This window comes from Mesorhizobium sp. M0410 (assembly GCF_040321435.1).
In the GTDB taxonomy this organism is placed as follows: Bacteria; Pseudomonadota; Alphaproteobacteria; order Rhizobiales; family Rhizobiaceae; genus Mesorhizobium.
Window position 1 is genome coordinate 147,352 of the sequence record NZ_JAMYRN010000002.1, and the last position, 22,222, is coordinate 169,573.

A 22,222-nucleotide genomic window follows, 5' to 3' on the forward strand; every position below is an offset into this window, starting at 1 on the left:
CTTCAATTTCGGACTGCGACAGCGACGGCTGTTTTACTTGATGTGTGAGGCAGTGCGTTCGGTTGCGACCTTGGCGAGATCCTCAAGGAGCTTTTCGTGCGTGCGCCAAAAAACATCGGGGGCTTTCTTGGCCAATTCGATCCAGAACGGGCCCTGCATCGTCTCCTCGGTCCAGAGGTGGCATCCATTCGCCGTGGGTGTGATAATCCATGCGTGATAGGCCTTCGAAGTCACCGCCGCCTTGGGGTAGCCGCCCCACGCGATGCGCGTCATGGGCTCGAACTCCTGCACTGACGCGAAGACGTCCTGGCCGGCCAGGTTGGTTTCGAACCGTGTGCCAAGGCGAAGCGATTCGTGCCCATCAAGCAACTGCACGTGTTCGACGCCCGGGTAGAAACCAGGCCAAGCGGCGGGATCTACGAGCAACGACCAGATCGTTTCAGCAGAGGCCGCGACCTCGAGTTCGTTGGTGAAATGGATCGGGGATCGGCTGGGCGTCAGGTCTGCCGGCCATTTGATCGCCTCGAACATGTTTGTTCTCCGTGTTGGGACAAAAAGCGAGAAAAGTGCCGTACCTGCCTGCGCGAAGTGGTCGGCCGATGCCTAAATTGGCGGCGGCCCCTCAGCGCCAGCGGCCCGGGTTCACACCTGCGCAAAGCCCCCGTCGACGGTCAGCTCGATGCCGGTCACGAACGAACTGTCGTTGGACGCGAGGTAGAGCGCGGCCGCAGCGATATCGTTGGCTTGACCGTTCCTGTCCAGCGGCGTGTCGAGGGCAGTGTGCGCGAAAAAGGCATCGCTCTGCTCCTGGGACAGACCGGCATTTATGCCGACAGGCGTTTCGGTGTTGCCGGGGGCGAGCGCGTTTACGCGGATATGACGCGCTTTCAGATCCGAGGTGAGGGTCCGCGCGAGGGAGCGGACCGCAGCCTTGGTGGCCGAGTAGACGCTGAAAGCCGGAGCGCCCTTCGAGCCCGACACGGACGACGTGAGAATGATCGAGGCGCCGTCGCGGAGCACCGGCAACAGCGTTTGCACGGTGAAGAATGTGCCCTTCAAATTGGTCGTGACGGTTCGATCGAACGCTTCTTCGCTCACTTCGCCGACCGGCGCGAACGTAGCGACGCCGGCGTTGGCAAACAGGACGTCGGCGAAGCCGTAGGTCTTGGCGACGTGGTCGCGAAGAGCAGCGAGATCTGCCATCTTCGTGATGTTGGCGAGGACCGGATCCAGGCCCCGCCCCAACGCCTGCGCGGCACGTCGAACCTTCTCGCCGTGCTGGTCCACCATCACGACTACTGCGCCCTCGGCCGCAAACCGCTTCGCGGTGGCAAGGCCGATGCCGCTTGCCGCACCTGTGACAACGGCTATTCGCCCATCAAGTCGGCCCATTCCGGTTTTCCTTTTTTGTCCAGGGTCGACGATCATCTCGCCCCCTCGCAAGCAAATGGGATCGAACGCGCTCAGGCGGGATTGACGATTTCTCGACAGCGGCTGTGCGTTGGCGCACCGCCTGTCCCCAGGGGATGGTGTTCGCACTGGCTGCGAATGCCGCAGAATAGCCGATTGCCGAGGTATGGGAGCTGCAGCGAAACTAGAACTGTGGAGGTCGACGAAGAGGTTCGCACCATTCATGCTATTTAATACGTGTTTCAACACCGCACCTTGCGGTGCAAGGTTGCACCACATGATCGACTGGGACGACGTTCGCTACTTTCTTGTCATCTCGCGCGAAGGTTCGGTTCGGGCCGCCGCTGAGCGCCTCAAGGTAAACCACTCGACTGTGCTGCGACGCATTGCCCAACGGGAACACCGCCTCGGCGCGTACCTGTTCGAGAAGCTACCCTCAGGCTATCGTCTCACGGATGCGGGTGAGGGAGTCCTCGAGTTCGCTGTCCCTGGCCACGGGTGTCGAGCTCCACTGGGACGCCGAAGCGCGACCAATCCGTGAATGGTGCGCCGATGCACAGCCGCTGTTGAGAAATCGTCAATCCCGGTTGAGGCTCCACGACCTTAGCTAAGCTCCAGGACGTACCGGCAATTCGCCGATCTGGAGATATGAAATGACTTACGCAATCATAGGCGCCGGGGCCGTCGGTCAGGCGCTCGCGAAAAGGTTCGCCCGCAAGGGTATCGAAGTGGCCATAGCAAGCACACGTGCGCCCAAGGCGCTCGCGCCGCTCGCAACGGCCATCGGAACCACGGTCATCCCCAGCTCCCTGAACGAAGCGCTCAAGGCCGACATTATCCTGCTGGCTGTTCCGTTCTGGGCGCACGGGGAGATTGCGAACACTGCCAAGGACTGGCGGGGCAAGATCATTATCGATGTGACGAACGCCTACGGCGTCTCACCAAACGATTTGGGCAGCCTCCCGTCTTCGGCCGTAATCGCCAAGGCGTTTGGCGCTGCCGCGCTTGTCAAGGCGTTCAACCACCTGCCTGCAGGCGTCCTTGCTCAGGAGCCCTCCATCGGCGGTGGCGGCGAGTGGTTTTTCTCTCCAGCGACAATGACAGCGCCCTTCCGGTGGTGTCCACGCTGGTCGAGCAACTCGGCTATGCACCGGTCAACCTTGGAAGGCTCGCAGAGGGTGGGCTGCTCATTCAGGCGCGAGGAAACACCTGGGCGCCTTTAATTTTCAAAGATCTCTTCAAGAAGCAGGCTTGAGCCATGTATGATCGTGTAAAATGGCCTGACCATTTCGACCCGAAGATTTCGTCGATCTACGCGCTCAATGACATTGACGTGAAAGCGCCGCCTGAAGTGGTGTGGGAGCTGCTGGTCGACGCCGAGAACTGGTCGAGCTACTTTCCTCCAGAGGATCAGGTCAAGATCCTGACCGGTGAACCTAAACTGGCGCTCGGAACCAGATTCAGTCGGGTGACGGTTGGATTTCCGATGAGCCTTGTCGTGACGGAGTGCGAGCCCGGCCACAGGCTCGCGTGGAAAACGGTGGTCGACGGCGACGAGACCGGCTCGACCGCCTATCACGGTTGGGTCATCACTCCCAAGGACACGGGTTGCCATGTGCTGACGGAAGAGACGCAGCAGGGCCCTTGGTTCCTCGACGTGCTCGGACACAAGCACCCCGGTGGGCTCTACCGCTATCATCAGCAGTGGGTCGAAGACCTTGCTCGCGCTGCCGAGGCGGAAGCGGCGAGGACGGCACGCTAATTCCGCATCTGCGTCTTCTTCGCTCGCGGCTGATTTTAGGGCCTCCGCCTTAGGAACATCCCCGCGATAAGAAGCGGTCACGTGCTTGCATGACACGCTCTCTATCGGCGAATGCCCGCTTCGCCAAGGCAGGCGCGCAAGTTGCGGATGTCACGGCTTTGGCACGAACTCGAGCAACGGCGCGTAGGGCGGCCCCACAAGCGGTGGATAGCGGCGGTAGGTGTTGTAGACCGCTCCGTCCTCCCTCGCGAAGACGCTCCCCCCCTGCGCTCACCGACACGGCCGACTGGAGGTCCGGCGCATAGTCCTGCAGCCATCGCGGGGCCTCGCGGAGGGGAACAGCGCCAATACACCGAGCGACACGGAGAGTCTAAGCGACGAAGACCGGCATGGCCGAGGCAATTATCTTGCTAATGGTATCTTGCTGACGGGAGTAGACGAGGAGAGAGGAGCCGCCCTCTCTCCCCGAGTTCTTACGGACGAACGCTGATGACTGTCTTTCCCGTGCGTCGCTCGGTTGAGTTGAAGGTGGCGACGGCATCATCCATGCTCGAGACCTTGCCGATGTTCGTCCGCAGTCGTCCATCCCGGATCCGCTGAACTATCTCCGAAAGCTGGGCTCGATCAGCCTCGACGACGAAGTCAACCGTCAGGCCATCTGCAGGTCGAATATCCGTTGGTCCGACGACTGTCACAAGCGTCCCTCCGGCCCGGACCAGCGTTGCGGACCGTTTCTGAATATCGCCGCCGATGACATCGAACACCAGATCGACACCGCCGACCTCTTCCAAGGTGTCATTCCCGAGATCGATGAATTCATTTGCACCAAAGTCGAGCGCCTTCTGGCGGTCAGCGGCGCGTCCGGTGCCAATGACATAAGCTCCGGCCTCCCTTGCAAGCTGCGCCACCATCGAACCGACGGCACCGGCCGCGCCATGCACGAGAACGCTCTGCCCCGCCCGAAGGCGGCCGTGCTGGAACAGTCCCTGCCACGCGGTCAGGCCGGAGATCGGCAAGCTTGCGCCAACCGTGAAGTCGACGTCGCCGGGCAGCGGTGCGAGATTGCGTGCCTCCATGGCGACATACTCGGCGAGCGTGCCGTCGCGATGCCAGTCGGCGAGGCCGAACACCCGCTGACCGATCGAAAGCCCCGTGGTGCCGTAGCCGAGGGCCGTGACCACACCGGCCAGCTCATGGCCGAGGATCGACGGCGTCCGGTCATGGAAGGCCCGATCGGCCCAGGTCGAAGGCCACTCCAGTTCGGTGTTGACGAATCCCGCCGCATGAACTTGTACGACGACATCGTTTATTGCCGCCTGTGGTTCGGGCCGCTGCCCCAGCTTCATTCCGGCCGTTCCTGCAGCCTGGTCCGTCACTACGATCGCTTTCATGGGAATTGTCTCCTCAGTGATTTGTTGGTTCGGGGTAAATTGCTGGCGTGGAGGGTCTGTTCGATCTCTCACGCAGTTAGACTAGGTCCCCATAAAGGTATGTCATCACGCCGAGCCGCAGCACGCCGTCGTCGCCGGTCGAGTAATACCGCTACTTCAGCGCCGCCGACAGGATTCCAATGACGGTCTCATCGGTATCGGCGAGCCGCGAATCCATGCTAAGCCGCCGCCCTGTATGAAAGGACGACATCTGTGAGCGAACTGACCGTGGCCGAGGCGACCGAAAGTATCTATGCCTCGCTCCGGGCGGGCAATGCCGACATCGACGCAGGTATCGCGACGCTCAAGGCAGCGCCCACACGAGAGGGGATAAAACAGGCGGTGTTCGATCCGACCAAGTTGGCGCAGAACAATCGCTCGGGCCGCAAGTTGATGCAGGCTTATTTTCGGCAGCGCGGCGTGAGCGTGAGGTTTTCGGACCAATAAAACCGAGCGCGGGCGATCTCAGGCGCGCCGTTGGGAGTGATGGGCCAATCCGGCGATCTGCCAACTGTAGTCGTGACTGCGCCGCTTACCAGACATGAGACCATGCACGCTCACAGATCGACCCTCGCAATCCTGAAGCCGGAGGAACCAGCAAGAGCGCCGAGCAGCAGAGGCGCTCAGTCGAAGCGTCTCTCCAGCTGCCGTGCTTCAAACTATTGCAAGACGTTCAAATTTGACCTTCCGCATTCATGCTCTGTCGAGCGTATCTCTTAGAGGCGCTTAAACCTTCTGCGCCGTAGGTTTTTGTCGGGCTGAATCGCCGTCAGCGACGATGACGACGAAATAGGAGAACGCAAATGGCTCGCAATCACGTTGAACGTCTTAGAGAATTCAGGGAAATTCTGGTCGCGACTCGACGCGAAGGAGTCCGTAACGTGCACCATACTCGCGACGCAATGCGGGCAAGTGGCTTTCAAATTGGCGACAGCGACGGCTCCAGCTACGGAGTCGAGCTGAAGGCCCTCCAAGAGGAAATCGAGGCAGTCGATCGCGCCATCGAAGACGAGAAGCGGTTGGCCTTGACACTCGAGAGCGCGGCCCAATCCCGCCGGCCGATTAAGCCGAGAGTCGTGAAAGGAACATAGAATCAGGTACGAATCGCTCCTGGTCGTTCGAATCTGTCCAGCATCTTCGCGCGCGCCGGCATGGCCCACACGCCACGTTTGGAAGGCGCGAGGCCGCTCCGTCGCACATCCTCTGTTTGTACCTGCACCGTGAAGCGCCAATGGGCTCGTAAAAAACAGGGACGTTGCGAATCCTCAATCAGTCCGCGGTCAGCACAACCTTGACACTTTGAGCGCGGTCGGCGCCAAGTCGGAAGGCATCGGGGGCGGAGGAAAGCGTGCGCTCCGCCGTCACCAGCTTTAGGACGTCCACCTCCCGTGACACAATGAGGTCGACTGCGCGACCGAACTCGCTGCCGAAGCGGAAGGTGCCTTTGAGGTCGATCTCCTTGGCCATCACCGCATTGGCGGGCAGCGGGATCTGGCCACCGGGAAGATTGCCGACCTGGACCACCGTGCCGCCGCGCCGGACGCTGGCGATTGCCGCGGCAAGGCCTGCGGCAGTGCCTGAAATCTCGAACGCCACATCAAGGGAACCGCCGGCCGCGAGCGACTGGATCTCGGCGTCCCCGCTGGCAAGGTCGATCGTCCTGTCGGCGCCCAACCTGCGGGCGAAGGCGAGCGGCGCGGCGGCGATATCGACGACGATCAGTTCAGCGCAGCCGGCAAGCCTGGCCGCGAGCATGGTCAAGAGGCCAATGGGACCGGCACCGAACAGGACGACGTTGCGGCCCCTGATGTCGCCGGCCCGCGCGACGGCGTGCAGGCTGACCGCCAGCGGTTCGGCAAGTGCGGCCGCCTGGTAGGCCACATCAGATGGAACCTTGAAACATTGCGCGGGCGTGACGTCGAACAGACTGGCGAAGCCGCCCTGCATATGCGGCGTCTTCGATGCCGAGCCCATGAAGTAGATGTTTTCGCAGAGATTGGCGCGGCCTTCCAGGCATCGCGCGCAATGCCCGCACCAGCGTGACGGATTGACCGCGACGTGGTCGCCGACGCCCAGGCCGGGTGCCGCGCCGTTGATCTGGACGATTTCGCCGGAGATTTCATGGCCGAGGACAAGCGGCGAGGTCACAACGAAGTCGCCGGTGCGGGCATGGCGGAAATAATGCAGGTCGGAGCCGCAGATGCCCCCGGCCCCGAAGCGCACACGCACCATGCCTGGTGCGAGCGGTTCGAGCGGATGCTCCACGACGCGCAGGTCCTGCGGGCCGAACAGCGTTGCGGCGATCACCTGGCCACTCACCGGATCAAGCCCATCTCGGTCGGCAGCCAAAGCGTGATGGCGGGTATGAAGGTGATCAGAAGCAGCGCCACGATAAGCGGCACTAACCACGGCAGGATCGCCATGGTGGTGCGCTCGACCGAGAGCTTGGCGACGCGTGACAGCACGAACAGCACCATGCCGAGCGGCGGGTGCAAAAGCCCGATCATCAGATTGAGCGTCATAATCAGCCCGAAATGCACCGGGTTGATGCCGTAGACGGCGGCGACCGGCAGCAGGATCGGCACCAGAATCGTGATCGCGGCGATCGTATCGAGGAAGCAGCCGACCACCAGCATCAGGATGTTGACCAGGATCAGGAAGACCCACTTGTTTTCGGTGAGGGCGAAAATGAAGTTCGAAAACAGCTGTGCCGCCTGGCTGACGGTAAGCAGCCAGGCGAAGATCGATGCGGCGGTAACGATGAACAGTACAGAGGCGGTCGTCTCGATCGTGTCAAAGCTGGCCTTTGCAAGCAAACGCAGCGTCATCGTGCGGTAGCGCACCAGCCCGAGGAAAAGCGACCAGATCACAGCCGCCATTGCCGCCTCGGTCGGCGTGAACCAGCCCATCGTCATGCCGCCGATCAGGATGACCGGCGTCATCAGCGCCATGACCGCGGAGAAATCGAAATACCAGTCCGCGGCGATCAGCAGCAGCAGCGCGATGCCGACCGCGACGTTGATCGACAGGCCAAGCTGCACAAGCACGTAACAGCCAATCGGAAAGGCAGCCACCACCAGCACCTCGCCCGCCGCTTCGGCGAGCCGCCGAAGCTCGAAAGGCGTGTCGGAGCCCCAGCCGCGATTGTAGGCAAAGATGGCAACCGTAATCATCATCAGCATGGTCATGACCACGCCGGGCAGGATGCCGGCCATGAACAGCGCGCCGATCGAGACATTGGCCATCATGCCGTAGATGACGAAGGGCAGCGAGGGCGGAAAGATCGGCCCGAGCGTGGCGGAAGCGGCGGTGACGCCAACCGCAGCGTCGATCGGATAGCCGTGGTCCTTCATCGCCTTGATCTCGATGGTGCCGATACCGGCGGCGTCGGCGAGCGCGGTACCCGACATGCCGGAAAAGATCACCGATCCGATGATGTTGACCTGCGCCAGGCCGCCCTTCATCCAGCCGACCAGGGCAAGGGCGAAGGAATAGATACGCCCGGTGACGCCGGCGATGTTCATGAGGTTGCCGGCCAGGATGAAGAAAGGCACGGCGAGCAGCGGAAAGCTCTCCACCCCGGCGATCATGCGCTGGGCTGCGATGATGTCGGGCGCCACGCCGTAGATGACGAGGTAAAGGATCGAGGCGGCCGCCATCGAAACAGCAACCGGCACGCCGATGAGCATCAGGACAAGAAAGCCCCCGACCAGAAGCAGCATCGCTCAGACCCCCGCCGTCTCGAACGCACCAGGACGCTCGAGCACCGAATAGCCGCGCCGGTAATTGCCGATAAAGACCTGGATCGAGCGCAGAAGCATCAGCACGAAGCCGGCCAGTACGGCGTAGAAGAACCAGCGCCGCGGCAGGTTGACGGTGACCATGCGCTCATGCGCCACGATCGTGACGTAGCGCCACATCAGCCAGGATCCGTAGGCGAAGAATGCAATGCGGATAATATCGACGGCGAGCGCCAGCCAGCGGCCGACACGCTCCGGCAGATAGTGGTAAAGCACGTCGACGTGGATATGGCGCGAAAGGCGCACGCACATGGCGGCGCCGAGAAAGACAACGACGACGAGCGCGTTGATGGCGATCTCCTCGGTCCACGCAAAGCTGTTGTTCAGGGCATAACGGGTGAAGAACTGCAGGAAGACACAGACGACCATGCCCCAGAACACGGCAAGCGTGACCCAGTCCTCGATACCGTGGTCCGACAGGTCGACGCGTATCGGCACTTCCTCGAAGGCATGCGCAATCTCTTCGACGGTGATCTCGGTGTGGTGTTCCTCGGCCATTGGCGCGCACTCCCGAAGCTGGTGGATCGTCAAGGATTGGAAGGCCCGTCCGGCGCAATTTGAAGCCCGACGGATGGGCAGGTTAAAGCGGCGAATCCGATTGCCGCTCTATCCTCTTGATTGAGCATCCAGTTTCCGATGCTCTACTTGATAGCGCGGATCGCTTCCCAATCGGCCTTGTTGTACCCGAACTCCTCGAAGGTGACCTTCTCCAACACATTCTTCTCGAAGTCGGCACGGTCGACATCCGTTACGGTGATGCCGCGGTCCTTGAATACCTGCGCCAGTTCCTTTTCGCGGGCGACGATCTTTGCAGTGGCGCGGGCGGCAGCCTCCTGCATCACCTCGGTGAAGATCTTCTTGTCCTCGTCGGACAGCGAGGCCCAGCGCGACGCCGATATGATGGTGTTGAGATGATCGACGATATGGCCAGTTAGCACGATATTCTTCTGCACCTCGTAGAATTTCTTCGCCTCGATGGTGGTCAGCGGATTCTCCTGGGCCTCGACCGTGCCGTTCTGCAGAGCCAGATAGACCTCGGCGAAGGCAATCGGCGCCGTGTTGGCCCCGCAGGCACGCGGCATGGCCAGATAGGCCGGCACGTCGGGGACGCGCATCTTCAAGCCCTGCATGTCGGAGCACTTGGCGATCGGCCGGTTCGAGGTGGTCTGCCGCGTCCCGTAATAAGTGGTGGCGACGATGTGATTGCCGGTCTTGTCCTCATAGCCCTTGGTCAGGGCCTTGTAGACGTCGCTTTTGGTGTATTTCAGCAGATGGTCGGCATCGCGGAAAGTGTACGGGAAATAGGTGACGCCGATCGGTGGATATTCGCGCGCCGCGAAGCTCGATCCGGAAATGATGATATCGACGGTGCCGAGCATCAGGCCCTGGTTGATGTCTGCTTCCTTGCCAAGCTGCGAGGCCGGATAGACGTCGATGGCATAGCGGCCCTGGGTGCGCTTCTTGATTTCGTCGGCAGCCCACACGGATTCGGTGTGGAAGGGCTCCGTCGTCTCGTAGACATGTGCCCATTTCAGGACCGTTTCCGCCGAGGCCGACGCCATGGGTATGGCAATTGCGGCGATCGCACCGAGCAGAACTGCGTATTTTCTCAGCATCTAATTCCTCCCTGGTTGAACTTGACGGCCGGATCTCCCCCAGGCCAACTGCTATTCCGCAACCTCCTTGGCTGCGGCTCTCTCATCGAAATTGCGTGAGAATCTGATTTGCGACTGGCGCAGATGCTGCTGCATGGCGGCCTTGGCCCGCTCGGGGTCGCGCGCGGCAATTGCATCGCGCACGGCACGATGTTCCCTTGCCGCGACCTGCCAGGAATCGCTGGTCTCGAAATAGATCGACAGGCGTTCGAAGTACGGGTTCATGCGCTGGTCGAAAAGCTCGCCGATGAAGCGCACCAGCACCGCGTTCTCGAGAATGCCGGCGACCGCGGTATGGAATTCCCGGTCGAGCGCAATGGTCATCTTGTTGGGGTGACGCATGGCCTCCATCCGGCGCAGCACGTCGTCGAGCCGTTCGATGTCTGCAGGCCGGACATGGATGGCCGCTTCGGCGGCGATCGCGCCTTCGACGAATTCGCGCGCGCGCAACAGCTCGAACGGGCCTTCCTCGACTTCGGGTTCGGAGGCGGCGGCGCTCGGCGGATCGGTGACGTAGATACCCGAGCCGACGCGGATGCGTATGCGGCCTTCGACCTCCAACGCTATCAGCGCTTCACGGACCGTCGGGCGGGAAATTCCGAGTTGGTCGGCCAGATCCCGCTCGGTCGGCAGACGGTCGCCGACGGAAAACTCGCCGGCATCGATCAGCTGCCTGAGCTGATCGGCGACCTGTCGGTATAGCCGGCGAGGTTCAACAGCCTGGATCGGCATGCGCGTCTAATTCCCCTCCCCGGCCGCCCTGGTACATTGGTCTGACCCATTGACCACAGCCTAAACTGACGACCCAGAGAGTCAAGCTGGGTAAACAGACAGAAAAAGAAGGCGCCCCGCCCGATCTATCGGTGCACCTATGTGGCGGGGGCCGCGCAGCGGCATTGCATGGGTCAGCGTCGTCCTCCTCGAATGACCAGGACGTTTCCGGCGGCGACGAGGACGAGCCCGATGATCGCGTACGCAGTCCAGGCATACCCTTCCAGCGCCGTGGAGATCAAAAGCGCAAAGACGGGAAATATGACGGTCGCATAACCGGCGCGGGCGCCGCCAATGCGTCCGAGCAGCGTCAGGTAGGCGGCGAAAGCCACGACCGTCGATATGACGGCGAGGAAGACCAGCGAGCCGATATAAGAGGCGGTCGTCGCGAACACGAACGGCTCACCGAGCAGGAAGGCCAGGAACGCCGACCACAAAGTGCCGTAGAGCATGCCCCAGACGTTGGTTGAAACGAGCGGCAGGTCGCGGCGCTGGTTTGCGACGGAGACGAGATTGCCGGCGCAGAAGCTCAGGGTGCCGCAGAGGCACAGAAGAAGGCCCACCAACGTCCCGCCGGAAAGCCCGTTGGCAGCGATTTCGGGGAAGAACATCAGCGCTATGCCGGCGAAGCCGATGATGCCGCCGGCGAGAATGCGGGCGCCGGGCGCTCGCCGATGACCAAGGCACCGAGCAGCATGTTGATGACCGAGGCGAGCGAGAAGACGACCGAGAGCAAGCCGCTGACGAGATAGCCGGCGCCATAATAGAAAAACAGGAAGTTCGACGAGAAGATGAGGATGCCAAGCACAGCAAAGCGCAAATGATCGGTGATCGGAAAGCGGAGCCGCCGAACGGAAAAAGCCGCCCAGGCAAACATCAGCAGCGTGGCGATGGCGAAGCGCCAGACCAGATTGACCTCGTTCGACACGCCGCTGCCGACCTGAAGTTCGATCGCGAACCACGATGCGCTCCAGGCAATGACCGTCAGCGCGTAAAGCCCGTAGTCGACGGGTTCGAAGGGGCGGTCGCGCGTCGTCATGCGCATTTCCGCATTAGCCGGTTCCGCGGCGCCGTTTGGTTCTCTTGTTACTGACATGCTGGCGAGCCTCTTCCGCTCACAAGACGCTTACGGGCCGACTGTCCGCCTTCGCCGCTTCTGAACCCAGAAGACGAGACCGAGCAACAGCAGGGCTGGAATCGCGAACCAATAGCGCGACGGCCGCTCCGCGGGCACTAGCACCTGGTTGATTTCGTCGCCGGGCTGCAGGCCGAATTTGGCCGCCTGGCTGCCCAGTCGCACCACGCCGACCGTCACGCTGTCGCCGAGCGCGCTGACGTCCAGCCCCACAGCCTTCAGGCGTTCGGCCGATGAATTTGCGGGCCCGAGTTGTAGCCGAACCAGCTTCGATATCTCATCGCCGTTGAGGTTCAGTGTCGTCAGGCGCAGGCGAACCGCTCCGCCTTCGGCTGTCTCGTCGACGATACGGCTGAGTTCGGAGGCAGGCACTGCCCGATAAGGTTCGCTCACCTGATCGAGCAACAATCCCGGTCTGAACAAGATGAAACAGGCCAGAAGCAACGCAATCGTCTCGTACCAGCGGTTGCGCACGAGCATCCAATTCTGCGTCGCTGCTACAAACGAGACCATGGCCAGCGTCGATGTCACGACCATCGCAACGAAGTCGAACGGCCCTTCGAGATCGATCATCAGCAGTCCGGTGTTGAAGATGAAGATGAATGGCAAGAGGCCGGTACGGATCTCGTACTTGAAGCCCTGAATCCCGGTCTTCACCGGATCGGCGCCTGAAATTGCCGCAGCAGCATAAGCCGCCAGCCCCACCGGCGGCGTCACGTCCGCCATCAGCCCGAAATAGAAAACGAACATGTGGACGGCGACCAGCGGCACGGCAAGATCGTTCTGCGCCGCCAAATCGACGATGACCGGCGCCATCAAGGTGGCGACGACGACATAGCTCGCGGTGGTCGGCATGCCCATGCCGAGAATGATGCAGATCACCGCGGTGAACAAAAGCATGACGATGAAGCTGCCGCCCGAGATGAATTCGACGAGCTCGGTCATCACCAGCCCGATGCCGGTGAGCAGGACCGTGCCGACGATGATGCCGGCCGTCGCAGTGGCAATGCCGACCGTCGTCATGTTGCGCGCAGCGGCGGACAGGCCACCGACCAGATCGTCGAAACCGTGAAGCCAATGCCGTGCCAGCGCCCGGTCCTTGCGGAAAAAGGCGGTGAGCGGCCGTTGCGTGACGATCAGCGCCATCAGGGCGACAACGCCCCAGAATGCCGAGAGGCCCGGCGAGAGCTCCTCCACCATCAGGTACCAGATCAGCAGAATCACCGGCAGCAGAAAATGCAATCCGGTGCGCGCCGTCTCGCCGAAGTGCGGAATCCTGACGATCTCGCCCTCCAGATCCTCGAGCGGCAGGTCGGGATAGCGCGCCCGGTAGGCGACAAGGCCGATGTAAACGGCGATCAGCGCGGCAGTGATCATCCAGGTCGCGGCCGCGCCGAAAACGATCTTCGTCCAGCCAATGCCGTAATAGACAAGCCCTGCGAGGACGATGAAGCCGCATATGCCCATCAGCCCGCGCAGTGCACCCTGAAATGCGGAGTGCGTGCGGCGTGACGGCAGGCCCTTCATCCCTGTCTTCATCGCTTCGATATCGACGATGTAGAACAACGATCCATAGGTCAGCAGCGCCGGATAGAAGGCGTGCTTGACTACCTCGGCATAGGAGATGCCGACGTATTCCGCGATCAAGAACGCGGCGGCGCCCATCACCGGCGGCATCAGCTGACCATTGACGCCGGCTGCGCATTCGATGGCGCCCGCCTTCACCGCAGAATATCCGACCCGCCGCATCAGCGGGATGGTGAAGGTTCCGGTGGTCACGACATTGGCGATCGAAGAGCCGGAAATCATGCCGGTCAGGCCGGAAGCCACGACACCGGCCTTGGCCGGACCGCCGCGGTATTTGCCGAGCAGCGAGAAGGCAAGCTGGATGAAAAAGCCGCCGGCGCCGGCGCGCTCCAGCAATGTTCCGAACAAAACGAACATGAAGACGACATTGGTGGACACACCGAGGGCGACACCGAACACCCCCTCGGACGTCAGCCACATCTGCGAGGCTGCGCGCGATAACGTCGCGCCCTTGTGGCCGAGCAGGCCAGGAAGGTGAGGCCCGGCGAAAATATAGATCAGCATGATCGCCGCGATGACAGTGATGGCAGGCCCGACGGCGCGACGGGCGGCCTCGAGCAGGATGAGGACGCCGGCGATCGATACGACCAGGTCAGCTGTAGTGGGAAGACCCGGCCGGTGGGCGATATCGCTATAAAAGACCAGCAGATAGAGGGCGGACGCCGCCCCGGCGATGCCTAGCACCCAGTCGGGTAGCGGCACCCGGCTGCGCGATGAGGTCTTGAAGGCCGGAAACGTCAGCATCGCCAGGAACAGGGCGAAGGCCAGATGGATGGAGCGGGCGATGCCGTCGCTGACAACGCCGAAATTGAGCATGAACGGAAGGGGCGAGGCATACCAGAGCTGGAACAGCGACCATGCAAGCGAAACGCCGAGGATCAGCTTCGCGGTGCGGCCGGTCGGCTTGCGCCCACCGGTGTCGGCTTCCGCGACGATCTCGCTGAGCTTGTCGATGTCGATAACGGGTTGGTCAGGCGCTGCCGCCCGCTGGCTTTGATCTGTCATCGTTCCCCACAATTATTTGCGATGCGAGGCGCCCTTGGCGCCTCGCATTGAAGGCCTCAGAGCCAGCCCTTCTCCTTGTAATAGCGCTCCGCGCCCGGATGTAGTGGCGCCGACAGACCGGTCTTGATCATCTCCTTGGGATCGAGATTGGCGAAAGCCGGATGCAGTTTCTTGAAGTCGTCGAAATTTTCGAAGACCGACTTCACCAGCTCGTAGACCACCTCATCGGGCGTGCTGGCATTCGTCACCACGGTGGCGCGGACGCCGAATGTCTTCACGTCGTCCGGGTTGTTGGCGTACATGCCACCCTTGATGGTGGCGACTGAATAGTACGGATGAGCTGCCAACAGCGCGTCCACTGCCGGACCGGTCAGCGGGATGAGTTTGGCGCCGCAGGCCGTGGTCGGATCCTGGATCGCGGCGGAAGGATGACCAACGCCGTAGAAGAAACCGTCGATCTTGTTGTCGCACAGCGCGCTGCCCTGCTCATCCGCCTTCAGCTCCGCGGCAAGCGAGAAATCGCCGAGCGTCCAGCCCATCTGCTTCAGCAACTCCTCCATCGACGAGCGGGTGCCTGACCCGGGGTTGCCGACGTTGAAGCGTTTGCCTTTGAAGTCCTCGAATTTGGTGACGCCGGCATCGGGCCGCGCCAGCACGGTAAACGGCTCGGGATGGACGGAGAAGACGGCCCGCAGATCCTTGAACGGCTTGCCTTCGAAATTTCCGGTCCCCTCATAGGCCTGGTACTGGACGTCCGATTGGGTCAAGCCGAAATCGAGGTCGCCGGTCTGGATGGAGTTGACGTTGAAGACCGAACCGCCGGTCGACTCCGTCGAGCATCGGATGCCGGTTTTCTGCCGGTCCTTGTTCATCAGCCGGCAAATGGCGCCGCCGACGGCATAGTAGACGCCGGTGACCCCGCCGGTGCCGACCGTGACGAAGCGCTGCTCGGCTCCGACGGACGGCAGCGCCAGCAGCATGCAAGCCGCCGCGCCGATCAGGGTTTTCATCGAACTGTACATGGTTGCTACCTCTCTGGTGGGTGTCCCGGCCCATCGCCGATGACGCGTTGGAACTGGTTTGAGGCGGTCCGCGTCGTGCGGGTCAGGCCGCTGAGGCGATCGCAGCGTCGATCGCCTCACCGAGCCGTTCGACGATCCGATCGATATCCTGTCTGGAAATGATGAAAGGCGGCGCCACAAGCACATGAACGCCCCGCACACCGTCAATCGTCCCGGCCATCGGATAAATCATCAGGCCGCGGGCCATTGCTTCGCGCTTGATGCGAGCGTTGAGTTCAAATCTCTGGTCGAACGGTTCCTTGCTGGCGCGATCGACCACCAGCTCGATTCCCCTGAACAGACCTCGTCCGCGAATGTCGCCGACGTGATGGTGATTATCAAAGCGCTGGTGCAGGCGCTCGTCGAGCTGCGCGCCCATTGCGCTGACGTTGTCGAGCAGGCGGTCGCGCCGGATGACCTCCTGCACGGCGAGGCCAGCCGCCGCCGCCATTGGATGCCCCATATAGGTATGTCCATGCTGGAAGAAGCCCGAGCCCTGGGCAAAGGCTTCGAAGATATGCCGGCCAAGCAGCACCGCGCCGATCGGCTGGTAACCACCGCCGAGCCCCTTGGCGATGGTCAGCAGGTCGGGAGCGATGCCGTCCTGCTCGCACGCATGCAGCGTGCCGGTACGGCCCATGCCGCACATCACTTCGTCGAGAATGAGGAGCACGCCGTAGCGGTCGCAGATCGCGCGAATGTGCTTGAAGTAATCGGCGACCGACGGCACGGCGCCGAGTGTCGCACCCACCACCGGCTCGGCGACAAAGGCGATGACCTCGTCCGGGCCGAGTTCAAGGATCTTGTCTTCGAGCTGCTGAGCGGCGCGCGCCGCATAGGCTTCGTCGCTTTCGCCATGCTTTTGATAGCGATAGGCGTAACAGGGGTCGATATGGTGGGTCTCGATCAGCAACGGCCTGAACTGGGCGCGCCGCCATTCGTTGCCGCCGGTGGCGAGAGCGCCGAGCGTATTGCCGTGATAGCTCTGCCGGCGTGCGATGAGATGGCGCCGTTGCGGCTCCCCTTTCTCGACGAAATATTGCCTGGCCATCTTGAGCGCGGCCTCGACCGCCTCCGAGCCGCCGCTGACCAGATAGACGTGGTCCAACCCTTTCGGCGCGTCCTCGACCAGCCGATCCGCCAAGCGCTCCGCCACCTCGGTGGTGAAGAAGCTGGTGTGTGCGTAGGCGATGCGGTCAAGCTGGTTGTGCAGCGCGGCGATCACGTCGGGATGACCGTGGCCGAGACAGGACACGGCGGCGCCGCCCGACGCGTCGATATAGGACTTGCCCTCGGCATCGAACAGTTCGATGCCTTGGCCGCGAGCGGCGACCGGCAGCGTCGAGTGGATGGTTCGATGAAGAATGTGTGTCATCGACGGTCCCTCATGGGCATTTTCTTCGGCGGACGCTGGTTCAGATGGGTCTTGAGGGCGGCGCCCTGCTCATCGAAACGTCGCAGCGACTCAACAGCGCCCTCGCCTGCCTGCCCTGCGACAAGAGCACCCAGGACCTCAGCAACGATGAAAGCTGGCGTCATGGTGTGGAAAAAGGACGGGCTGCCGGTCGGCACGACGACCAGGTGATCGGCAAGCAGCGCCAAGGGCGCTACCCCGCTGTCGGTGATCGCAATGACCGGTACGCCGCGGCCGGCAGCGTACTCGACAAGCTCGATGGTGAAGCGCGTGTAGGGCAGGACGCTGGCGGCGATCAGCACGTCGTCCCTGGTCGCATGGGCCAGAGCGTCGCCATCGGTTCCGCCGATGCCGTGCAGCAGCACCGATTTCTCGCCGATCAGCGACAGGATGTAATGCAGATGCCAGGCCACTGCGTGGCTCGAGCGCAGGCCGAGGCAATAGACGCGCCTTGCCGCACTCAGCGCCCTGGCCGTCTCGACCAGACGGTCGATCGACCTGCCTTCGGCGAGATGGGCAAGCTGGCTGGAAATCGAATCCAGAATATCGGCCGCCAGCGCGTGGTCGCCCTTGAGCTTTTGGCTGGCGACCTGAAGGCCCGCCTTGCCGGCAAAACCGATTTCGCCGTCCCGGATCGCGGCGGCGTAGATATCGCGTACCGCCTCGTAGCCATCAAGGCCGAGATGCTGGGCCAGCCGCGTCATCGTCGCCGGCTGCACTCCTGCGTGCCGGGCCTGCTCGCGCATGGACAACAGCGCGACATCATACGGCTTATCAAGGACATAGCGCGCGGCGGACCGAAGCTGCGCCGACATGCCGTCGAAGGCAGTGACGATCTGTCCAGCAAGCTCTTCCTGGTCCATGGATATTGCTAGCTCGCCAGACCAGCGATTGCAACGTCTGTTTCAGTGTGATCAAAGATTGATTCATATGAATCTTGTCGCTCGCAGAACGTTCCCATGAAGCCGGCCCATGGTCTCGACCGCATCGCCATAGCCGTCGCCCCGAACGGGGGACGTCGCAGCAAGGCCGACCATCCGGCGATTCCGCTGACACCAGCCGAACTTGCGAGGACGGCCGCGGAATGCGCCGATGCCGGTGCGGCTATGATCCACGTTCATGTCCGCGACCGAAGCGGCAATCATCTGCTCGACGCCGACGCCTACTGCCAGGCGATCGCCGCCATCCGCGGTGCTGCCGGCGACCGCTTGGTAATCCAGATCACCTCCGAAGCACTCGGTATCTATTCGCCGGCCCAACAGATGGCCGTCGTACAAGATGTGAAGCCGCAAGCTGTCTCCCTGGCGCTTCGCGAAATCGTTCCTGATGCCGGATCGGAACTCGCCTTCGTGCGCTTTATGGCCTGGCTGCACACCGAGGGGGTTGCGCCACAGATCATCCTCTATGCGCCCGAGGAGGCCGTCAGGCTTTCGGACATGCAGCAGCGCGGACTGATCCCTTGGGCAAGCATACCGGTTCTCTACGTGCTGGGCCGCTACACGCCGGGACAGACGTCCGTTCCTGCCGATCTCTTGCCATTCCTCGCGGCGAACATGCCGCGCTTCGACCATTGGAGCGTCTGCGCCTTCGGCCGCAACGAAGCGGCGTGCGCGACCGCCGCCGCATTGCTTGGGGGCCATGTCCGGGTCGGCTTCGAAAACAACCTTTTCCTTCCGAACGGCAGCATGGCCTCGTCCAACGCCGAGGCGGTAGCGACGGTCGCACGCATACTCGCCGACTGCGGAGTCAGGCTCGCCTCGGCCGCCGAGTTGGCGGCTCAATGGAACGCGCCGTTTCGTTCCATATGACAAACCAAAGCCTGTTTTCGGCGGCAAGCTCGCATAAGGCATAGAGAGGCGGCTGCAATGTCATCGCCACGGAAGAACGACATGTCCCCGCCCGCGGCGCGGCGATTGCAACAACAGTGCCGGTCGTTGTAACCATTCCGGCCGCTTGATTTTGGAGGAGACGCAGCATGGACCGATTCACCGGCGGGTGCCTGTGCGGGAACGTCCGAATTGTCGCTTCGGGACGCCCATACCGGGTCGGCCTTTGTCACTGTCTCGACTGCCGCAAGCATCATGGAGCCCTTTTTCACGCTTCCGCGATATTTCCTCAGGATGCGGTGACGATCGACGGCGAAACACGCGACTATGCCGGGCGGTTTTTCTGTCCCCGCTGCGGCTCGACCGTTTTCGCCCGCACCGCCGACGAAGTCGAAGTGAACCTCGGATCCCTGGACGCGCCTGACCAACTGATGCCAACTTACGAAAGCTGGATCATCCGTCGCGAGTCCTGGTTGCCGCCGTTTCCGCTCACGAGACGATACGAGCGCGATCGTGACGCCACGGTTCGCTTTGAGGAATAGGTCGCACGAACCGTGCGACGGCGCCGGCGCGTCACTCCGGAAGGCCGGCCTTACGGAAGCCGTCAACGAAATGCTCAAGCGTCGCAGCGTCGCGGAATGGCTCCGTCGCCGCCCAGTGGCGGGTTGTGAAATGCGGGTTGCCGACGAGAAACAGTTCGACCTCTGCGCGCGCCTCGTCGAGCCGGCCGAGTTGGGCAAGGCTTGCCGCCAGGAAACGGCGAGAGCTTGTACGATAGGTCTCGTCCCTGCGCAGTGTCTTGATAGCGGATTCGTATTCGCCGGCTGCATATTGCGCTTGGCCGAGCGCGAGATAATACCAACTTGCCGGAAACGGATTCAGCCGGAACGCCTTGCGAATGTGCTCAAGACCCTCCTCGACCCGTCCGGCCAGGACCGCGATGTCGGACAATGCCGCCCAGGCATCGGCCTCGTTCGGGTCAAGCTCGATCGCCTTGGCGAATTCCGCATCCGCCTCGGCGAAGCTGCGCTCGTAGGCAAGCAGGTAAGCCAAAACCCAGCGGCAGCCGGCATCGTTGGGGTCGATCGCCACGGCTTTGCGCGCGAGTTCCAAAGCAGCGCTACGGGATGTTTCGGTTGGTCCGCCGGAATGCACCCATCCCATCCAGTGGTTCATGGCAAGCCAGCGATAGGCCTCGGCATATTCCGGATCGAGCGAAACCGCGCGGGTGAGCATCAGATGCGCTTCCTGCGCCGTCTGCGGCGAATCATCCATCAGCTTGCGCGCTCGCACGCAGAGATCGTAGGCCTCGAGATTTTGGGGCCGATTGCGCGGCGGCGGTGCACGCAGCCGGCCGAGTAACGCCTCGACGATCTTGCCGGTGACCTCGTCCTGAACGGCAAAAATATCTTCCAGGCTGCGATCGAAGCGTTCCGCCCATACATGATCGCCACTCACCGCGTCGACCAGTTGTGCGTTGATGCGCACGTGCCCTGCGGCGCGCCTTGCGCTACCCTCCAGCAGGTAGCGCACGCCAAGGTCCTCAGCGATCCCGCGCACGTCCATCGCCTTTCCTTTGTAGGCAAAGGCCGAGTTGCGTGCGATGACGAACAGGCCGGAGATCCTGGATAAGTCGGTGATCAGGTCTTCGGTCAACCCATCCGCGAAGGATTCCTGCTCGGGATCGTTGCTGACATTGACGAAGGGCAGCACGGCTATCGATGGTTTGTCGGGCAGCGGCAAAGGTTTTCGCTTCGCGACGCCGAGCTGTTCGACGGCTCCCGTGAAGCGGTAGCCGACGCGCGGAACCGTGGCGATCCATTCACCGCCGTCGGCGGCCGGGCCAAGCAGCTTCCGCAGCAGCGCGATCTGGACGGTTAGGTTGCCTTCCTCGACGGCTGTACCCGGCCACGCCGCGTCCATCAACTCAGCCTTTTCAAGGATTTCGCCGGACCGTCCGACGAGCGCCGCAAGCAGCTTTAGCCCGCGGTAGCTAACGGCAACGGGGACATCGTTCCGAAGGAGCGTTCCCGCACCCGGATCAAGCACGAACGGACCAAAGGCAAAGCGCGGTCCCTGCATACGGCGCATCTATAGCCCGTTTGGAAGTTTTGAGAACTATTTGGGAGAGCTTAATTACGACGCCGGTCGTATCCTGCAGAATTCAGCCTCTTTCAGGTCGAGGGCCCCACACTCCCAAAATCGTATGGGCCCCTCAAACCACATGGAGGTTGCCATGAACGATATTCCCACCTTTGCCTCGGCCCCGCTTGAGGCAACGCGGCCGGCGGAAGCATCGCCTCGGCGCTACAGCCTGGCGACGCTGCGAAGCATTATCGCGGCCTGGCGCGAGCCGACACGCTTTCGCTGGGATCTCAACCGATTGGCGGAGACCAATCCCCATCTGATCGACGATATCGGTCTGACGAGGCGACAGGCCGAGGAAGAGATCGCCAAGCTGCCCTTCTGGCAGCGATAGGCGGATGCTGCAACAACACCGGATCACCAACGACCAGCAGCTGATTGCAGATGAAGACGAAGCCGCCGCCCCGAAATGATGATCACAGGCTAGTGGTCGCGGCGACAATCAACCCGCCCAAGACGGCAACATTGGTGAAGCCGGTACGAAGCGCTTCGCGTTCATCGCCGCTGTAGGCCAGAAGTTGAGCGCCATGAACGACGCCGCAATGGTGGATACGGCCAACGCCGCGGCGGGAAAGGGTCCACCCAAGGCCGTTGCGAGGCAAAGGCCGCCTGCGACCTCCAGCACCGATCCGGCCGCGAGAAGAGGCTTGGGAGCAGGAAGCCCCGCCCGGCCAGGGACGCTGCAATCGCCCGGAATCTGAGGACATGCTCGGCGCCCGCCCAGATCAAGACGCCGCCGAGCAAAACCAACCTGAGGTGGGAGGAACGCGATCATTCATTGCTGCCATCTTCGGTGTAAACCGCTAGCTCGTAACCGTCCGGGTCCACGAAATGAAAGCGCCGGCCGCCGGGGAAGCCATAAATCGGCCTGACGATCTTGCCCCCCGCTTCCTCGACACGCTTGACCGTTCCCGGCAGATCATCGGCATAGAGAATGACGAGCGGGCCTCCTCCGGACCTCGCTGGGCCAGCAGCAAAGCCACCTGACAAGCGCCCGTCGTTGAACTCGCAATATTGCGGGCCGTAGTCGGTGAAGGTCCAGCCCAACGCCTTTCCGTAGAAGTCGCGTGACCGCTGAATGTCTTTCACGTTGAATTCGACGTAGTCGATCCGTTGGTCGTTTTTGTTGCTCATGACGCATACCTCTCATGTGATGTACGACGCCGAAAGATAAGCACGCATCTCGCTTGCCTTATTGAACAGAACGGCCATTGACGTATG

At 62.1% G+C, this 22,222-nt stretch carries 22 protein-coding genes and 2 pseudogenes; 8 read left to right on the forward strand and 16 right to left on the reverse strand.

What is annotated here, in order from left to right; all coding sequences use genetic code 11:
* Nucleotides 1-33: 33 nt before the first annotated feature.
* Both NKI63_RS02785 and NKI63_RS02790 read right to left on the reverse strand, forming a co-directional pair.
* The gene (locus NKI63_RS02785; RefSeq protein WP_352750968.1) at nucleotides 34-531 is read right to left on the reverse strand and encodes an SRPBCC domain-containing protein; all 498 of its coding nucleotides are present in this window, start codon (nucleotides 529-531) and stop codon (nucleotides 34-36) included.
* A 111-nt stretch (nucleotides 532-642) separates the two neighbouring features.
* Nucleotides 643-1,428 carry an SDR family oxidoreductase gene (locus NKI63_RS02790; protein ID WP_352750970.1) on the reverse strand — a complete coding sequence of 262 codons (786 nt, stop codon included), beginning with the start codon at nucleotides 1,426-1,428 and terminating at the stop codon, nucleotides 643-645.
* 259 nt (nucleotides 1,429-1,687) lie between these two features.
* Between NKI63_RS02790 and NKI63_RS02795 the strand changes: the two are divergent.
* The 3 genes and pseudogenes from NKI63_RS02795 to NKI63_RS02805 form a co-directional block, all read left to right on the forward strand.
* Nucleotides 1,688-1,894, forward strand: a pseudogene (locus tag NKI63_RS02795) (helix-turn-helix domain-containing protein); the annotation flags it as partial.
* Between the two features lie 169 nt (nucleotides 1,895-2,063).
* Nucleotides 2,064-2,665 (forward strand): annotated as a pseudogene (locus NKI63_RS02800) (NADPH-dependent F420 reductase).
* Nucleotides 2,666-2,668: 3 nt separating this feature from the next.
* A complete protein-coding gene (locus NKI63_RS02805) occupies nucleotides 2,669-3,172 on the forward strand; it encodes an SRPBCC domain-containing protein (RefSeq protein ID WP_352750972.1) in 504 nt (167 codons plus the stop codon).
* 473 nt (nucleotides 3,173-3,645) lie between these two features.
* Here NKI63_RS02805 and NKI63_RS02810 read toward each other — a convergent pair whose 3' ends face one another.
* The gene (locus NKI63_RS02810) at nucleotides 3,646-4,563 is read right to left on the reverse strand and encodes an NADP-dependent oxidoreductase (RefSeq protein WP_352480611.1); all 918 of its coding nucleotides are present in this window, start codon (nucleotides 4,561-4,563) and stop codon (nucleotides 3,646-3,648) included.
* Nucleotides 4,564-4,815: 252 nt separating this feature from the next.
* Between NKI63_RS02810 and NKI63_RS02815 the strand changes: the two genes are divergently transcribed.
* Both NKI63_RS02815 and NKI63_RS02820 read left to right on the forward strand, forming a co-directional pair.
* Nucleotides 4,816-5,049, forward strand: coding sequence for a hypothetical protein (locus tag NKI63_RS02815; RefSeq protein WP_352750973.1), 234 nt, complete (start codon nucleotides 4,816-4,818; stop codon nucleotides 5,047-5,049).
* 356 nt (nucleotides 5,050-5,405) lie between these two features.
* A complete protein-coding gene (locus tag NKI63_RS02820) occupies nucleotides 5,406-5,693 on the forward strand; it encodes a hypothetical protein (RefSeq protein ID WP_352750975.1) in 288 nt (95 codons plus the stop codon).
* A gap of 178 nt (nucleotides 5,694-5,871) precedes the next feature.
* On the opposite strand, the gene NKI63_RS02825 is transcribed toward NKI63_RS02820, so the two are convergent.
* From NKI63_RS02825 to NKI63_RS02875, 11 genes are all read right to left on the reverse strand, one after another.
* Nucleotides 5,872-6,921 (reverse strand): L-idonate 5-dehydrogenase, encoded by a 1,050-nt coding sequence (locus tag NKI63_RS02825; protein ID WP_352820457.1) that lies wholly within the window; start codon nucleotides 6,919-6,921, stop codon nucleotides 5,872-5,874.
* The gene (locus NKI63_RS02830; RefSeq protein WP_254818544.1) at nucleotides 6,918-8,324 is read right to left on the reverse strand and encodes a TRAP transporter large permease; all 1,407 of its coding nucleotides are present in this window, start codon (nucleotides 8,322-8,324) and stop codon (nucleotides 6,918-6,920) included. Before NKI63_RS02830 ends, NKI63_RS02825 begins: the two co-directional genes overlap by 4 nt.
* A gap of 3 nt (nucleotides 8,325-8,327) precedes the next feature.
* Nucleotides 8,328-8,900, reverse strand: a complete 573-nt coding sequence (locus NKI63_RS02835; RefSeq protein ID WP_352508693.1) for a TRAP transporter small permease — start codon at nucleotides 8,898-8,900, stop codon at nucleotides 8,328-8,330.
* 143 nt (nucleotides 8,901-9,043) lie between these two features.
* Entirely contained in the window at nucleotides 9,044-10,018 is a 975-nt protein-coding gene (locus tag NKI63_RS02840) for a sialic acid TRAP transporter substrate-binding protein SiaP (protein ID WP_502900445.1), read from the reverse strand.
* A gap of 51 nt (nucleotides 10,019-10,069) precedes the next feature.
* Nucleotides 10,070-10,789, reverse strand: a complete 720-nt coding sequence (locus tag NKI63_RS02845; RefSeq protein WP_352750979.1) for a FadR/GntR family transcriptional regulator — start codon at nucleotides 10,787-10,789, stop codon at nucleotides 10,070-10,072.
* A 173-nt stretch (nucleotides 10,790-10,962) separates the two neighbouring features.
* Nucleotides 10,963-11,439: an EamA family transporter gene (locus NKI63_RS02850; RefSeq protein ID WP_352750981.1), complete on the reverse strand. Its 477-nt coding sequence runs from the start codon at nucleotides 11,437-11,439 to the stop codon at nucleotides 10,963-10,965.
* A 5-nt stretch (nucleotides 11,440-11,444) separates the two neighbouring features.
* Nucleotides 11,445-11,867, reverse strand: coding sequence for an EamA family transporter (locus tag NKI63_RS02855; protein ID WP_352750983.1), 423 nt, complete (start codon nucleotides 11,865-11,867; stop codon nucleotides 11,445-11,447).
* 87 nt (nucleotides 11,868-11,954) lie between these two features.
* Nucleotides 11,955-14,555 (reverse strand): TRAP transporter permease, encoded by a 2,601-nt coding sequence (locus NKI63_RS02860; RefSeq protein ID WP_352753062.1) that lies wholly within the window; start codon nucleotides 14,553-14,555, stop codon nucleotides 11,955-11,957.
* A 56-nt stretch (nucleotides 14,556-14,611) separates the two neighbouring features.
* Nucleotides 14,612-15,565 (reverse strand): TAXI family TRAP transporter solute-binding subunit, encoded by a 954-nt coding sequence (locus tag NKI63_RS02865; RefSeq protein ID WP_352751143.1) that lies wholly within the window; start codon nucleotides 15,563-15,565, stop codon nucleotides 14,612-14,614.
* Nucleotides 15,566-15,659: 94 nt separating this feature from the next.
* Nucleotides 15,660-16,991 carry an aspartate aminotransferase family protein gene (locus tag NKI63_RS02870; RefSeq protein WP_352750986.1) on the reverse strand — a complete coding sequence of 444 codons (1,332 nt, stop codon included), beginning with the start codon at nucleotides 16,989-16,991 and terminating at the stop codon, nucleotides 15,660-15,662.
* The gene (locus NKI63_RS02875; RefSeq protein WP_352750988.1) at nucleotides 16,988-17,893 is read right to left on the reverse strand and encodes a MurR/RpiR family transcriptional regulator; all 906 of its coding nucleotides are present in this window, start codon (nucleotides 17,891-17,893) and stop codon (nucleotides 16,988-16,990) included. The genes NKI63_RS02870 and NKI63_RS02875 overlap by 4 nt, the downstream gene beginning before the upstream one ends.
* A 96-nt stretch (nucleotides 17,894-17,989) precedes the next feature.
* Between NKI63_RS02875 and NKI63_RS02880 the strand changes: the two genes are divergently transcribed.
* Together NKI63_RS02880 and NKI63_RS02885 are read left to right on the forward strand one after the other, a co-directional pair.
* Nucleotides 17,990-18,838, forward strand: a complete 849-nt coding sequence (locus NKI63_RS02880; protein ID WP_352750989.1) for a beta-keto acid cleavage family enzyme — start codon at nucleotides 17,990-17,992, stop codon at nucleotides 18,836-18,838.
* A 167-nt stretch (nucleotides 18,839-19,005) separates the two neighbouring features.
* Nucleotides 19,006-19,398 carry a GFA family protein gene (locus NKI63_RS02885; RefSeq protein ID WP_352750991.1) on the forward strand — a complete coding sequence of 131 codons (393 nt, stop codon included), beginning with the start codon at nucleotides 19,006-19,008 and terminating at the stop codon, nucleotides 19,396-19,398.
* 31 nt (nucleotides 19,399-19,429) lie between these two features.
* Here NKI63_RS02885 and NKI63_RS02890 read toward each other — a convergent pair whose 3' ends face one another.
* The gene (locus tag NKI63_RS02890) at nucleotides 19,430-20,938 is read right to left on the reverse strand and encodes a winged helix-turn-helix domain-containing tetratricopeptide repeat protein (RefSeq protein WP_352751144.1); all 1,509 of its coding nucleotides are present in this window, start codon (nucleotides 20,936-20,938) and stop codon (nucleotides 19,430-19,432) included.
* A 154-nt stretch (nucleotides 20,939-21,092) separates the two neighbouring features.
* On the opposite strand from NKI63_RS02890, the gene NKI63_RS02895 reads away from it, so the two are divergent.
* Entirely contained in the window at nucleotides 21,093-21,335 is a 243-nt protein-coding gene (locus NKI63_RS02895) for a DUF1127 domain-containing protein (RefSeq protein ID WP_352750993.1), read from the forward strand.
* 437 nt (nucleotides 21,336-21,772) lie between these two features.
* On the opposite strand, the gene NKI63_RS02900 is transcribed toward NKI63_RS02895, so the two are convergent.
* On the reverse strand, nucleotides 21,773-22,135 hold the full coding sequence (locus NKI63_RS02900; RefSeq protein ID WP_352750995.1) for a VOC family protein: 363 nt from the start codon (nucleotides 22,133-22,135) through the stop codon (nucleotides 21,773-21,775).
* Nucleotides 22,136-22,222 lie beyond the last annotated feature (87 nt).

Excerpts from the sequence above, each read along its gene's own strand:
- NKI63_RS02875 (WP_352750988.1), bottom strand. The coding sequence starts at position 17,893 with ATGGACCAGGAAGAGCTTGCTGGACAGATCGTCACTGCCTTCGACGGC.
- NKI63_RS02900 (WP_352750995.1), bottom strand. The coding sequence starts at position 22,135 with ATGAGCAACAAAAACGACCAACGGATCGACTACGTCGAATTCAACGTG.
- NKI63_RS02850 (WP_352750981.1), bottom strand. The coding sequence starts at position 11,439 with ATGTTCTTCCCCGAAATCGCTGCCAACGGGCTTTCCGGCGGGACGTTG.
- NKI63_RS02865 (WP_352751143.1), bottom strand. The coding sequence starts at position 15,565 with ATGAAAACCCTGATCGGCGCGGCGGCTTGCATGCTGCTGGCGCTGCCG.
- NKI63_RS02830 (WP_254818544.1), bottom strand. The coding sequence starts at position 8,324 with ATGCTGCTTCTGGTCGGGGGCTTTCTTGTCCTGATGCTCATCGGCGTG.
- NKI63_RS02840 (WP_502900445.1), bottom strand. The coding sequence starts at position 10,018 with ATGCTGAGAAAATACGCAGTTCTGCTCGGTGCGATCGCCGCAATTGCC.
- NKI63_RS02890 (WP_352751144.1), bottom strand. The coding sequence starts at position 20,938 with ATGCAGGGACCGCGCTTTGCCTTTGGTCCGTTCGTGCTTGATCCGGGT.
- NKI63_RS02855 (WP_352750983.1), bottom strand. The coding sequence starts at position 11,867 with ATGACGACGCGCGACCGCCCCTTCGAACCCGTCGACTACGGGCTTTAC.
- NKI63_RS02885 (WP_352750991.1), top strand. The coding sequence starts at position 19,006 with ATGGACCGATTCACCGGCGGGTGCCTGTGCGGGAACGTCCGAATTGTC.
- NKI63_RS02895 (WP_352750993.1), top strand. The coding sequence starts at position 21,093 with ATGAACGATATTCCCACCTTTGCCTCGGCCCCGCTTGAGGCAACGCGG.
- NKI63_RS02845 (WP_352750979.1), bottom strand. The coding sequence starts at position 10,789 with ATGCCGATCCAGGCTGTTGAACCTCGCCGGCTATACCGACAGGTCGCC.
- NKI63_RS02785 (WP_352750968.1), bottom strand. The coding sequence starts at position 531 with ATGTTCGAGGCGATCAAATGGCCGGCAGACCTGACGCCCAGCCGATCC.
- NKI63_RS02790 (WP_352750970.1), bottom strand. The coding sequence starts at position 1,428 with ATGATCGTCGACCCTGGACAAAAAAGGAAAACCGGAATGGGCCGACTT.
- NKI63_RS02860 (WP_352753062.1), bottom strand. The coding sequence starts at position 14,555 with ATGACAGATCAAAGCCAGCGGGCGGCAGCGCCTGACCAACCCGTTATC.
- NKI63_RS02820 (WP_352750975.1), top strand. The coding sequence starts at position 5,406 with ATGGCTCGCAATCACGTTGAACGTCTTAGAGAATTCAGGGAAATTCTG.
- NKI63_RS02805 (WP_352750972.1), top strand. The coding sequence starts at position 2,669 with ATGTATGATCGTGTAAAATGGCCTGACCATTTCGACCCGAAGATTTCG.
- NKI63_RS02835 (WP_352508693.1), bottom strand. The coding sequence starts at position 8,900 with ATGGCCGAGGAACACCACACCGAGATCACCGTCGAAGAGATTGCGCAT.
- NKI63_RS02810 (WP_352480611.1), bottom strand. The coding sequence starts at position 4,563 with ATGAAAGCGATCGTAGTGACGGACCAGGCTGCAGGAACGGCCGGAATG.
- NKI63_RS02880 (WP_352750989.1), top strand. The coding sequence starts at position 17,990 with ATGAAGCCGGCCCATGGTCTCGACCGCATCGCCATAGCCGTCGCCCCG.
- NKI63_RS02870 (WP_352750986.1), bottom strand. The coding sequence starts at position 16,991 with ATGACACACATTCTTCATCGAACCATCCACTCGACGCTGCCGGTCGCC.